The sequence below is a fragment of the Parabacteroides sp. AM58-2XD genome (assembly GCF_003463685.1).
Classification (GTDB): Bacteria; Bacteroidota; Bacteroidia; order Bacteroidales; family Tannerellaceae; genus Parabacteroides; species Parabacteroides segnis.
The window spans coordinates 1-12,824 of the sequence record NZ_QSDP01000144.1 but is presented as its reverse complement, the minus strand read 5'-3'; the positions used below and the strand labels follow the sequence as shown (position 1 = coordinate 12,824).

At 43.3% G+C, this 12,824-nt stretch carries 11 protein-coding genes and 1 pseudogene; 3 read left to right on the top strand and 9 right to left on the bottom strand.

Features of this window, described 5'->3' with window-relative positions:
• Window positions 1-182: 182 nt before the first annotated feature.
• From DXA15_RS23025 to DXA15_RS22985, 9 genes and pseudogenes are all read right to left on the bottom strand, one after another.
• Entirely contained in the window at window positions 183-1,334 is a 1,152-nt protein-coding gene (locus DXA15_RS23025; RefSeq protein ID WP_128135578.1) for a glycerate kinase, read from the bottom strand.
• A 10-nt stretch (window positions 1,335-1,344) separates the two neighbouring features.
• Complete coding sequence (locus tag DXA15_RS23020) at window positions 1,345-1,566, bottom strand: DUF3791 domain-containing protein (protein ID WP_007658951.1); 222 nt, start codon at window positions 1,564-1,566, stop codon at window positions 1,345-1,347.
• Window positions 1,550-2,068, bottom strand: coding sequence for a DUF3990 domain-containing protein (locus DXA15_RS23015; RefSeq protein ID WP_007658950.1), 519 nt, complete (start codon window positions 2,066-2,068; stop codon window positions 1,550-1,552). The genes DXA15_RS23020 and DXA15_RS23015 overlap by 17 nt, the downstream gene beginning before the upstream one ends.
• Window positions 2,065-2,295: a DUF3791 domain-containing protein gene (locus DXA15_RS23010; RefSeq protein ID WP_007658949.1), complete on the bottom strand. Its 231-nt coding sequence runs from the start codon at window positions 2,293-2,295 to the stop codon at window positions 2,065-2,067. The genes DXA15_RS23015 and DXA15_RS23010 overlap by 4 nt, the downstream gene beginning before the upstream one ends.
• Window positions 2,296-2,387: 92 nt before the next feature.
• Window positions 2,388-5,764 (bottom strand): annotated as a pseudogene (gene secA / locus DXA15_RS23005) (preprotein translocase subunit SecA).
• Window positions 5,765-5,936: 172 nt separating this feature from the next.
• Window positions 5,937-7,526 (bottom strand): alkaline phosphatase family protein, encoded by a 1,590-nt coding sequence (locus DXA15_RS23000; RefSeq protein ID WP_128135577.1) that lies wholly within the window; start codon window positions 7,524-7,526, stop codon window positions 5,937-5,939.
• Between the two features lie 33 nt (window positions 7,527-7,559).
• A complete protein-coding gene (locus tag DXA15_RS22995; RefSeq protein WP_128135576.1) occupies window positions 7,560-8,774 on the bottom strand; it encodes a DUF4105 domain-containing protein in 1,215 nt (404 codons plus the stop codon).
• Between the two features lie 138 nt (window positions 8,775-8,912).
• Window positions 8,913-9,155 (bottom strand): GlsB/YeaQ/YmgE family stress response membrane protein, encoded by a 243-nt coding sequence (locus tag DXA15_RS22990; RefSeq protein ID WP_007658943.1) that lies wholly within the window; start codon window positions 9,153-9,155, stop codon window positions 8,913-8,915.
• A 260-nt stretch (window positions 9,156-9,415) separates the two neighbouring features.
• Complete coding sequence (locus tag DXA15_RS22985; protein ID WP_128135575.1) at window positions 9,416-10,474, bottom strand: response regulator transcription factor; 1,059 nt, start codon at window positions 10,472-10,474, stop codon at window positions 9,416-9,418.
• 307 nt (window positions 10,475-10,781) lie between these two features.
• On the opposite strand from DXA15_RS22985, the gene DXA15_RS22980 reads away from it, so the two are divergent.
• The 3 genes from DXA15_RS22980 to DXA15_RS22970 all read left to right on the top strand — a co-directional run.
• Window positions 10,782-11,009: an NVEALA domain-containing protein gene (locus DXA15_RS22980; RefSeq protein ID WP_128135579.1), complete on the top strand. Its 228-nt coding sequence runs from the start codon at window positions 10,782-10,784 to the stop codon at window positions 11,007-11,009.
• On the top strand, window positions 11,010-12,068 hold the full coding sequence (locus DXA15_RS22975; protein WP_128135574.1) for a BF3164 family lipoprotein: 1,059 nt from the start codon (window positions 11,010-11,012) through the stop codon (window positions 12,066-12,068).
• A gap of 8 nt (window positions 12,069-12,076) precedes the next feature.
• A partial coding sequence (locus tag DXA15_RS22970) for a DUF1573 domain-containing protein (RefSeq protein WP_147349102.1) occupies window positions 12,077-12,824 on the top strand: 748 nt, incomplete at its 3' end.

Genomic DNA, 12,824 nt, shown 5'->3' with positions numbered 1-12,824 from the left:
CAGCTTTTAAACCGTCAGCTGAAGCAGACGGCAAATGAACCTGCAATAGTCAAGTGACTCTGACTATGGTGGTTGTATAGGCGGGAATATGACACACCCCCTTCCCCCTTTCAAGAGGGGAGCCAGTTACAATCAGTCACTATAATTAGCTCAAAACGGATAACAACCTAATTATCATGGTGCTATCGTGAAACAGTAAAGAGAAAACAGGTTTGTTCTATTGTCCTCCGGATATTCCGGAAAGCATAATCGGGATGCATAGCTTCTTCCAGACTAACCGGAGCGGGGTGTATAGGAAAGATTGCGGATAATCCGGCCTGTCGTAATTGTTTGTCCGTTTCTGCATCAGTTTCCACTTGTCCGGTGATGGCGATAACAGGTATATGCTGTGATGCTGCTATACGGGCGATGCCGACCGGGACTTTTCCGAACAGGGTTTGCCTGTCTATTCTTCCTTCGCCGGTGATGACAAGGTCAGCCTCCCTGATTATTTCTTTGAAACGGATATATTCTGTAATCAGTTCGATACCGGATGAAATCTTTGCCTGAAGGAAAGCTACGCAGCCGCCTCCCATGCCTCCTCCGGCTCCTGCTCCGGGCAGGTCACTGATGTCTCTGCCGGTTGTTTTAAGAATCAGGCGGGCCAGGTGTTTCATCCCTTTGTCGAGTGCTTCGACTTGTATTTCATTGCCTCCTTTCTGAGGACCGAAGATGTGGGCGGCTCCTTGCGGACCAAAGAAGGGGTTGGTCACATCTGTCGCTATATGGAAGGTACAGGCGGATAACTTGGGAAGCAGACTCCGGGTGTCGATATGGCAGATAGCAGATAGTACCTTTCCGCCCTTTTCCACTTCGTTGCCGTTATCGTCGGTGAAACGGACTCCTAAGGCTTGCATCATGCCGACACCCGCATCGTTTGTGGCGCTGCCGCCCACACCGATGATGAAGTTACGGCAACCGCGATCGACGGCATCGGCTATCAGTTCGCCGGTTCCGTAAGTGGTGGTGTGCATCACGTTTCCTTCTTTCCGGGGAATCAGGTCCAGTCCGCTGGCTGCCGACATTTCGATGACAGCGGTTTGTTCGTCACCGGTTATGCCGTAGCTGGCCTGAATGGGTTGCATGAATGGATTATGTACAGGAATAGTAATAATTTGCCCGTGAGTAGCCTGTGTCAGTGCTTCAACAGTACCTTCGCCACCATCGGCAATGGGCACCTTTATTACTTCGCATCCGGGGATGACATGGTGAATTCCTTCCGCTACAGCCTCTGCTATATCGGAAGAAGAAAGACAGCCTTTAAAAGAGTCGACGGCAATGACAACTTTTTTCATGTTCAATGGCTTATGAACCCTGTTTACCGGTATATTCGATAATCAATTCATCAATGAGGTAGTTATCACTCATGCAGTGCAGATCTCCTATTTTCTGACGTAGATATTGATAGGTATTCGATTCATAAAAAAGCGCTAATGCTCTGCGACTACTGATTCCCAGGCGTTTGGAAAGTCCCATAATAATCCGGGCATATTTCATTTGAAGCAATGTATTATTGGCTTGTGACATCGTTTCTTTCCTCCTTGTTAATGTTAGTAGCATCTATAAAATGCAGATATTTATCTATAAGTGATTGGTTTAACAGACATATCTGATTATTCGGTTGTTCATAACTAAGACGCTTCAAAGCCTCGCCTTTATCGATCAGACCGTTAAAATATAGTTCTATTGTGTTGAATACACGATCGTTGGCTATGCCTCCTTCTATTATGTCATAATCAGACCAACGACGCTCGCCACGCCGGGAAGCCATAACGAAGTCGAGCCAGGTTTCGTTGTAGGTTTCAAATGATAATATCCGGTAATTCCGGCATATTGTTTCATAGTCTAATTCATATTTATTGAGGTATGCGTTCGGTTTGTTGTAAATAATAGCTACCCGTTTGGCCCAGCTAATGGCTTGTTCACATATATCCGTGAGGTAAAAGCCCTTGCCAAAGTCAAGATTGTCACGGCATACGCCAACTAAAGGATTTTCTACGCAAAGGGTAGAACCATGATATACTATCATTGACTTATTTCTCCTTTCTCCCTGTTTTTCAGGGCTAATATAATATCTTCCGTTATATGTTGCTTGCTTTGGGTATGAAGAACTTCGTAACAGTCGAATAATAAATCATCAATAAGTCCCAGGTTATTTAATCTGGAATAAATATTTTCCGGCAGTTCATTCAACTGTTCCGCAACATTTTCGATGCAGAAAACAACGAATTCCATTTTCTTTTCTTCTAATGTCATGGGATTTATCTTTATTGTGATCTGGTGCAAATATAGAAAAAAAGGGCAGCTTTTACAAGCCACCCTTTTCTTATCTGTTATTCTGTCAGGTATTATAAACCTTGTCCGTGACAGTTTTTGTACTTCTTTCCGCTTCCGCAAGGACAAAGATCGTTACGGCCTACACGTTTTTCGGCGCGAACCGGTTCCTGTTTGGGCTGTTGCGGTGCACGTTCTTCCGGATCATTGTTTCCGCTGATATCGGTTTTCTCCGTACGGTAGCGGCTCATGTCCTGGCGTTGTTCCGGACCGGCCTGTTTTACTTCGATACGCTGGCGTTCGGCAGCTTGCTGAGCGGCTTGTGCAGCAGCCTGGCGCTGAGCCATTGCCTGTTTTTCTTCTTCTGTCGGTTCCTCACGTACCGGGATCTGTCCGCGCATCAGGACGGCGGCTGTCTTGCGGTTCATGGTGTCGACCATTGTCTTGAACAGGTTATATGATTCCAGCTTGTAGATCAGCAACGGGTCTTTGTTTTCGTAGCTGGCATTCTGTACCGAGTGGCGCAGTTCGTCCATTTCACGCAAGTGTTCTTTCCAAGCCTCGTCGATCGTATGCAGCACGATTGACTTCTGGAAGGATTTAGCGATTATCTTGCTTTCAGTTTCGTAGGCTTCTTTCAGGTTACATGAAACATTGTACATGCGTTTTCCGTCGGTTACCGGGATCATGATGTTTTCGTACATCGCACCCTGGTGTTCGTAAACCTGCTTGATAACCGGATTGGCTACCTGGGTCATACGTTCCATACGGCGTTTGAATGTCTGCAATGCGTTTTCGAACAATTTGTCTCCCAGCTGAGAGGCTTTCATGTTTTTGAACTCTTCTTCGGTGAACGGACTTTCCATGGCGAATGTTTTGAACAGTTCCAGCTTGAAACCTTCATAGTCGAGACCATCGGAGTGCTGTTCGGCGATAGCGATAGATGTATCGTAAATTGTGTTCAATACGTCCAGTCCGATACGTTCTCCCATCAGGGCGTGACGGCGGCGGGTATAGATTACGTTACGCTGTGAGTTCATTACGTCATCATATTCCAGCAAACGTTTACGGATACCGAAGTTGTTTTCTTCTACCTTCTTCTGTGCACGTTCCACTGACTTGCTCAGCATATTGTGTTCCAGCACTTCACCTTCTTTGAAGCCCAGCTTGTCCATCAGTCCGGCAATCTTGTCGGAAGCGAACAGACGCATCAGGTTATCTTCCAGTGATACATAGAATACAGAAGAACCCGGGTCACCCTGACGTCCTGCACGACCACGCAACTGGCGGTCTACACGACGGCTCTCGTGACGTTCCGTACCGATGATAGCCAAACCGCCTGCTGCCTTTACTTCAGCCGACAGCTTGATGTCGGTACCACGACCGGCCATGTTGGTTGCGATAGTTACCGTTCCGCTCTGACCTGCCAGGGCAACGATCTCGGCTTCTTTCTGGTGTAACTTCGCATTCAATACATTATGTTTGATCTTACGCAGGGTAAGCATACGGCTCAATAATTCCGAAATTTCTACGGAAGTCGTACCCACCAGTACCGGGCGTCCGGCTTCAACCAATGCGCTGATTTCTTCGATAACAGCAGCGTACTTTTCGCGTTTGGTCTTGTAGATACGGTCGTTCATATCGTTACGGGCAATCGGACGGTTGGTCGGGATCACTACGACATCCAGTTTATAGATGTCCCAGAATTCACCGGCTTCTGTTTCTGCCGTACCTGTCATACCTGACAGTTTGTGGTACATACGGAAGTAGTTCTGCAAAGTGATAGTTGCGAATGTCTGTGTGGCAGCTTCCACTTTTACGCCTTCCTTGGCTTCGATAGCCTGGTGCAAACCGTCGGAGTAACGGCGGCCGTCCATGATACGTCCGGTCTGTTCGTCGACGATCATGACCTTGTTGTCCATCACTACATATTCATCGTCTTTTTCAAACAAAGTGTAGGCTTTCAGCAACTGGTTGATTGTATGTACACGTTCGCTCTTGACAGAATAGTTAGCCAGGATTTCGTCTTTCTTAGCTTGCTTTTCTTCTTCCGTTCCCTTGAAGTTTTCCAACTGGGAAAGTTCGGAAGTGATATCCGGCAATACGAAGAATGTCGGGTCGTCGGAACGGCCGGTCAGCAGGTCGATACCCTTATCGGAAAGTTCGATACTGTTATTCTTTTCGTCGATCACGAAGTACAGTTCGTCAGTCGCTTCATGCATGTGGCGCATATTTTCAGACATAAAGTATTCTTCCGTCTTCAACATTTGTGCCTTGATACCCTGTTCGCTCAGGAATTTAATCAACGCTTTGTTACGTGGATATCCCTTGTATGAACGATATAATTGGATAGAACCTTCTTCTACTTCTTTCGGGTCGCTGCTGGCCATTTTCTTTTTGGCTTCGATCAGTAACTTGGAGCAAAGGTCTTTCTGTGCGTTTACAACGACTTCCACATTCGGGCGGAACTGTTCGAACAACTGTTCTTCGCCACGGGGTATCGGACCGGAAATGATCAATGGCGTACGGGCATCATCGATCAATACGGAGTCGACCTCGTCGACGATGGCATAGTTGTGTTTGCGCTGTACCAGATCGTTCGGACTGATCGCCATGTTATCACGCAGGTAGTCGAAACCGAATTCGTTGTTTGTACCGAAGGTGATGTCTGCATTGTAAGCCGCGCGGCGGGCATCCGAGTTAGGCTGGTGCTTGTCGATACAGTCTACGGAAAGTCCATGGAACATATAAAGCGGTCCCATCCATTCCGAGTCACGTTTTGACAGGTAGTCGTTCACGGTTACAACGTGTACGCCGTTACGGGTCAAGGCGTTCAGGAATACCGGTAGGGTTGCTACCAATGTTTTACCTTCACCGGTTGCCATTTCGGCGATTTTACCTTTATGAAGAACGACACCACCGAACAACTGAACGTCGTAGTGTACCATGTCCCAGGTAATTTCGTTACCGCCGGCCTTCCAGTGGTTCAGGAAGATAGCCTTGTCGCCTTCGATACGGACAAAATCGTGTTTGGTTGCCAGGTCGCGGTCGAAATCGGTAGCGGTAACCACTACTTCTTCGTTTTCCGTGAAGCGGCGGGCTGTTTCCTTCATGATAGAGAATACTTCCGGAAGAGATTCTTCCAGGACCACTTCCATCTTGTCGGTGATAGCCTTTTCAATTTTATCTACTTCTGCCCAGATGGCTTCACGTTCTTCCAGTTCTTTATCATCGATGCCTTTACGGAGGTCTTCCACCTGTTTCCGTTCATCGGCTACATAGTCCTGAATACGTTGTTTGATTTCATCTGTTTTTGCTCTCAACTCATCGTTTGAAAGCTTCTGGATTGACGGATATACGGCCTTGATCTTATCCACGTATGGAGTGATCTCTTTCAGTCTCGCTGCGACTTATTGCCGAACAGCTTCGTCATAAATTCATTAAATCCCATGATATATATTAATTTATTTATTTCGTAAAGTGATTATTTGCTGACGATCGGATTTAATTGATCACCGGAATGATATATCATTATCAAATTCCGTGCCAAAGTAAATACTTGTCAAATTCTGTTTATTCCAGGGATGGGAGGTTAACAATAATACCAGTGACCGGTCAAGATCTCATTTTTTGATCGTCAACTCCCAAAGAGGTAAACTCTGGGATGCATTCGGTGGCCGTATCCTCAGCACATGGGTTACCGTGGGGGCTACCTCTGTGGCTTTTACTTCGCGGTAGATATGTTCCGGTTTGATGCCGTTACCCATAAATACCAACGGGGTAATTACTGCGTTATTACGAATTATTTTTACCTTTTCTTTCGGGTTGTCGTTGTTGATGATCCAGCCGGGTTGCAGTTCGATGATCAGGTCACCGCGTTTCAGATGGTGCGTTCCCTGACGGAATTTAACCGTTCCTTCGTTCCATTCACCGGCAAGCAGGGCATGGTCGGTGGTTACATGCTGTATACCGCTGAATTCCATCAGGAATTCGGCTGCTTTATCCTGTATCGTTCTCAGGTCGAGTTTGGCGTCTTCGATGGCTTTGCGGTTCAGGTAAATCTGGTTATTATAGAAACCTTTCACCCAACTGCTTTGCTGCCCGTATATCGCCATCAGATACATGTTAAGCAGGGCGACGCAACGTTTCGGATGGAATTCTCCACCGTTTATCAGCAGTCCGTCCGCATATTCTTCTTCGCTGGTATAATAACCGGAGCCGGTGAATACGACGAGGGTATTAGCCAGGCCGACCTTTTTATCGATGGCATCCAAAAACTGTTCCAGGTCTTTATCCAGCTGATAATACGTATCCTGAATCTCCCGGGTGTAGTCCTTGTTCATGATTCCTTTGTAGTTACCCGCATAATAGGTAACCGACAGCATATCCGGACAACTTCGTGTGCCGAATGCACCGTATTCAAGGAATTGCAGGGCCAGCCGGTTAATCTCTTTATTAATGAAAGGGGTCGTCTTCAGCTTCGGAAAACAATCGTTTGTCTTTTCATTAAATGTGTATTTGAAAGGAATATCATCCAATACGTAAGGGAAAGCATTGTATTTGTCCAATGGAAGGGTAGGAGTCCACACCATCTGCTCCAGACGTGCCGACAAAGATTCCACTCCATTATTATAACGGTCCACATACCAGGGAAGACCTTTATAATAGGTGGTCGTCGCCCATTTCCCGTTCATGTCGTCCATCCAGAATGCTCCGTTTGCCGCATGACCGGCAGAAAGGATTGCACTCTCTGCATCGGGGGCAATGGCATACACGTCGCTTCTGCCTTTGGATGCAATCTTCAGTTCGTCTCCGATTGTGGAACTGAACATCTTTTTAGGAGAATAATTTTCGCGGGTATAATTACCGATATAATCTTTGTCGTAAAGGATAGAGACTTCTTTATCATTCTCGAAGTCGTAGTATTTACTTCCTGTAACCCCATGGAAACAAGGGTTGCTTCCGGTAAACAGCGTTGCGAAGGCGCTTGCCTGGTCGATGTCGGAAAATTCGAATTTGATATTGTTGTAAACCAGTCCTTCGTTCATCAACCGTTTGAAACCGCGTTCACCGAATGTATTGTAGAAGTATTCTATATAATCGCCTCTCAGTTGATCCACGGTGATGCAAACCACAAGTTTGGGGGTACGTTGTTGTGCCTCCAGGTTAGTGACTACCAGGATTGCAATAAGCGACGTTATTATTTTTCTCATCCGATTTTCCATCATATATTCAAGCTATACGCTTCATTTTTCTTTAATTGGCATATTGGCACATTCTTTAATTGCCATATTACCCCTGTATATACCGTATCCGGAACGTAGCCAAAGCGTGGCAACAAGCGGGATAAAAGCTATATTTAAGTGTTGCGGAATGAAATACCAACCCGCCAACAGCAGCGTAAGCGCCGCAAAGTTAATAAAATGATAATAATATGCAGCCTTTCCGAACTTTTTTACTGCAAACAAAATAACAGCGATAAGGGCGAAAGGTTGTAACCACACAATCGACCAGTTCGGCCAAATGCAAGGATGAGTCGATATAAAACAAAGGAAGAACAATACCGTACCTGCCAGTCCTGCAAGGAAAAAGAGGATACAATCCACCAGTCGGAAATATGTTTTTTTCTTCCATTCAATGAATGTGATTGCTGCTATCAGCAGGAAAAAAATCATGCTGCATAACATAGGCGTAAACCATATCTTACTGCCATTATTGTCGTCTGTCAGCTGTTCAGCCAGCCGGTTTGTCTGTTTTATCAGTTTCCTTTCGCTTCCGTCGGGGTTCACGATTGTTGCTTTTTCGAATTCATCTTTCAGGTAGACTGGGAGAAACATCATTTCGTGCGGAGTAGCCGTCCGGTCGGTCGGGCTTCCGAGTGCCAGGTCGCATCCGAATGTCAGCCAGGGATGATTACGCGTGCAATAATTTATAAGGTCGCGGAATGTTTGAGGTTCGGGCGGGTTGTTATATTGCACTTTCCCGTCTACCTGTTCCTCCACAATGGCAACCGGACGAGTCGCGCAATTGTCGAAAAAGAAATTGTATCGGTAAACGGCGTTTTCCGGTTGTACATTCGTTATCAGGGCATTCCATATCTTATGGGTCTCTTCGGGAGTGAGGTTGAGTACCTGTTCGGTCACTTCACTTCCCCGCATCTGATATTCTATTATATAATGTGAAAAATTATAGGCTGCCAGTTTATAATCGGTTTCTCCTTTTGTAAAACGATAGATGAAGTTGGGTTTTGAGAAATCGAAGATACCATAATTGAAAACTACATCGAGTTTATGTAAAGTATCTTTTACCCGTATGGCCGTATGTCCGTACACGGTATACACTTCATCGTCGGATGGAGCTGCCGTCAATATGCTTATCTGCGCTTCGTCGCTTAATCCGGTTTGTGCCTTTGCCGGAATCAGGCAAAGGAACAGGAAAAGCAGAAGCAGGTTCTTTTTCATACGATATTTGTTTTTACCGTACAAAGGTAGGGGTTTTGCTTTGAAAATTAAAATTGAGAATTGAAAATTAAGTATTAACTGTAATATATATAGTTGTATATATAATAAAGGTATACTTTTTTCAATTCTCAAAGCTGCTTATTCTCTTTTGAATAGTGAAACGATCCATAGTAAAACGATTGCACCGATGGTTGACATCACCAGGCTGCCGATCACTCCGTTTACACTTAGTCCCAGCAGGCCGAATAGCCATCCACCCAATACGCCACCGATAATACCGACTATCAGGTTTACAATCAACCCGAATCCACTCCCTTTCAATATTTTCCCGGCCAGGAAGCCTGCCAGGATACCAATAATAATCGAACCGATAATTCCCATAATAACTTAATTTAGTGTTCTGATTAATAAACAAGGGATAGGGAGTTTATGTTTAAACGAATTGATGGTTAGGTATTACTCGATCAGAAAGGTGTTGTAATTTACATTTTGATAGCGAATAGCGATTTTCAAAATCGCTTTGATATGTTAAAAAATATTACCCGGTGGGGTATTTTATTTTACCTGGTATATTAATCCGATTTACCCGGTAGAGTAGTGTCATTTTGATAGTTGGAGAAAACAAAAATAGAAATACATCTTCATTTGTCGGAAGGCGATTTAGAAACTACTAAATGATATCCTACTCCACGAATATTTTCAATAGACAAAAATGGTATTTTTGTTTGTAATTCTTTCTCCAATTTTCCAATTTGTATACTTATTGTTGCATTACTTAAATTCTCATTATTCCATATATCTACTTTCAACTGATCATACACAACACAAACATCCTTGTTTTTAACAAATAGGGCAAATAACTTTAAATTCAACCCCTTCAAACGTAATACTATTTCATCATCACACTTAACTTCGCCACTTATTTCATCCAGAAGAATTGTATCTGTAACGCTCAGCCACTCTCTGGTTGTTTGTTCTATATGTTTGATAATATCAGATCCCTTATTTTTCGGAAAAAGAATTCTACCTCTTTTCCGGATAAACGGACTTATCGTAAATAGTATTAGCACCAATAAAGCAATAGCCAAAATTGATACCAAAAACCAGAATAAGAATAAGTGCTGCGCCTTCTTTAACAAATAAGAGAATGGACATTGAATAAAGCCCTGCAAACCTAAAGTAAAATTGTAAACCGGCATTTCTATTTTTTTCATCGGCAAATCGACATATAAAAAGATAAAAGGGATGTCTTTACTGTAAGTAACCACATCAGCCGATTTATCTGGGAAATCTTTTCCTATAGATTTTACCACAGTTTTAGCAGAAATGCCAGCTCGTTGTAAAACAATCTGAAACAAACTATCAATGGCCGAAACTTGCACGGGAGTACAATCACTGAGATAATGTTGCATCAGGTTATACTTATTGGATGCATTCGACTTTAATTCTTTTCTTTGGGCATCTATTCCCGCTGACGTCTGAATATAGGTAGAATCCAAATGAAACTGCTCCTTCTTCACCCTCTTATAAACAACTGTTTCATTTTTTATCCGCGCATCAACATCCATATTCACTACTTCTTCAAAAATATCATACGCTTCTATCTTTATTTCGTTATATACCTTATAATAGAGTATGCCTCCGCTCAGGATTACCAACAAAATAAAAAATGCCCAATATAGACTCATGTTTTTTTCCATAGATTCAATCTGTTTATTTCAACAAAAATATGAATATTTTTTTCAACAATAAGCTTTAATCTTAAATAAAAAATATGCTCAATTCATGCAAAACCATAAACAAAACATTATCAAACAGAAAACAGGTTCTTGCATATTATATGCATATAAACTGCATATCTTTTGCATCCATCCATCTCCATACTATACTAATCGCCAACCAGTAAAAATAACAAGATCCTTGATTTTCATTACTTCAAAAGAGTAAACGCACTTGCTTTTTCAAATAAATAGCCCTATCTTCGTCAAAACTTAAATACAATAAATGATGAGAAAAAAAACATTTAAACTAACATTAGGACTGATATCCTTTATTGCTGCCACTTATTTATATACGGCACAAAGCAATGAAAACGACATGACAGAATTGACATTTGCAAACATCGAAGCCCTGGCAAATCCTGAAGATGAATATATAGATGTTCTGTGCTTGGGAGAAGGTTCCGTTGATTGTTATGGAGATTGGGTTAAAAGAAAATATATCAATTGTAGATAGATGAAGTATCCTTTATCCATATTATTAATAGGTATTAGTTATCTGACCGCCTGTTCGAGTTCTCCGGATTCGCACTTTCCAAGATACTCGGATTTTCCCAAAACCAAGGCGCTCAGTGCACAGGTGATCAACCTGGATACTATCCTGTTCCGCTACCCCTTCCGGGTAGCGGTCAGGGACAGTATCGCTGTTGTCATGGACCTACATAATATGGATCATTATTTACATGCATTTACCTATCCGGAATGGAAACACATTGCCTCATTCGGTAGACGTGGGGAGGCTCCACAAGAAATGCTATCGGCTATCAGCATCCAATTCAACTCCTTAGACTCTTTATGGGCACTCGATGCCAATAAGATGGAGATTACACGTTGGAAAATCTCTTCGACTAACGGTTCAGCGGAACGGGTCGAAGAGATCAAATTAGATAAGAAATTAGTCCGTTCGCTCGACTTTCATACGATGGAATCGGGATTTTTAGTTCCCGACTACATGGGTGAGCACCGTTTTTGGGAAGTAGATGGCAATGGTAAAGCAATCCAAAACCACGGCACTATTCCCAGCGAAGCAGCAGAAGAAGAGACATCGCGTCCGGCATTGGCACAAGCTTGGCGTCCCTTCATGGACTATAATCCCGGTAATGGTATATTGGCAATGGTCACCCAATTGGGAGAAACACTGGAAATTTACAATTTAAAAGACAGTACGCATCTAGTTTTATATGGCCCAAACGGAGAGCCCGAGTTCAAAACAGCGCGTGACGGTTCAGGTGTCCCGGACGGAATTATGGGATTCAATGACATAAAAGTTACTGACAAATACATTTATGCCGTATTTCAGGGAATCAAGTTAAAAGATGATTTGGCAGCCTATAAGCAGGGAAAAGAACTGGAAGACGGAGGCAGATTTATTTATGTATTCGACCTGAAAGGAAATCCGGTACAAAAATATACCCTTGACCATGCGATACATGGCATTGATGTAAACGAAGAAACAAATACGATTGTCGCCACCGAGGTGAAAAGCGATGATCCGATTATAGAATTTAAGATTTAGCAAACGATATGAAAACCTTTTGTCTTTACATATTATTAATAGCAACCACCTTCTTTTCCTGCCACAACGAACAGAAAGAGAAGGAAAATAAGATTGCGCATCTGGTCAGCGAATGGCAAGGGAAACAAATACAGTTCCCTGAAAACCTGACCTTCACACGCTATCTGACAGATACTACGGATTTTCGGATTCCGCAATCCGAATACAAGGTATTAATATATGTAGACTCTATCGGTTGCACCAGCTGCAAACTGCAACTTCATAAATGGAAGGAGCTGATCGAATACACTGATTCAGTAACACAAGGAAAAGTTCCTTTCCTCTTCTTTATGCATCCTAAAGATGCGAAGGAAATACGTTACCTCCTAAAACGAGACGCATTCGATCGCCCTATCTGTATTGATATAGACGATCGACTAAACAAACTGAACAAGTTCCCGGCAGACATAACTTTCCAGACATTCTTGTTGGATAAGGACAATAAAGTCACTGTATTAGGAAATCCGGTACATAACACGGCAGTGAAAGAACTGTATCTGAAACAGATTACAGGTAAGGACAGCCCGAACAAAAATATACCGAAAACAACAGCCGAAACAACAAAGACAGAAATCGACTTCGGTACTTTCGACAAATCGGAAGTAAAGGAGACAACCATAGAAATAAAAAACACCGGGGACAATCCCCTTGTGATAGTGGACGTAAGTACCACCTGCGGCTGCACAGCAGCCACATACGACAAACGACCTGCGAAAC

Coding starts and splice junctions, on each gene's coding strand:
- DXA15_RS23025 (WP_128135578.1), bottom strand. CDS start 1,334: ATGAAAAAAGTTGTCATTGCCGTCGACTCTTTTAAAGGCTGTCTTTCT.
- DXA15_RS23020 (WP_007658951.1), bottom strand. CDS start 1,566: ATGTCACAAGCCAATAATACATTGCTTCAAATGAAATATGCCCGGATT.
- DXA15_RS23015 (WP_007658950.1), bottom strand. CDS start 2,068: ATGATAGTATATCATGGTTCTACCCTTTGCGTAGAAAATCCTTTAGTT.
- DXA15_RS23010 (WP_007658949.1), bottom strand. CDS start 2,295: ATGACATTAGAAGAAAAGAAAATGGAATTCGTTGTTTTCTGCATCGAA.
- DXA15_RS23000 (WP_128135577.1), bottom strand. CDS start 7,526: ATGAGAAAAATAATAACGTCGCTTATTGCAATCCTGGTAGTCACTAAC.
- DXA15_RS22995 (WP_128135576.1), bottom strand. CDS start 8,774: ATGAAAAAGAACCTGCTTCTGCTTTTCCTGTTCCTTTGCCTGATTCCG.
- DXA15_RS22990 (WP_007658943.1), bottom strand. CDS start 9,155: ATGGGAATTATCGGTTCGATTATTATTGGTATCCTGGCAGGCTTCCTG.
- DXA15_RS22985 (WP_128135575.1), bottom strand. CDS start 10,474: ATGGAAAAAAACATGAGTCTATATTGGGCATTTTTTATTTTGTTGGTA.
- DXA15_RS22980 (WP_128135579.1), top strand. CDS start 10,782: ATGAGAAAAAAAACATTTAAACTAACATTAGGACTGATATCCTTTATT.
- DXA15_RS22975 (WP_128135574.1), top strand. CDS start 11,010: ATGAAGTATCCTTTATCCATATTATTAATAGGTATTAGTTATCTGACC.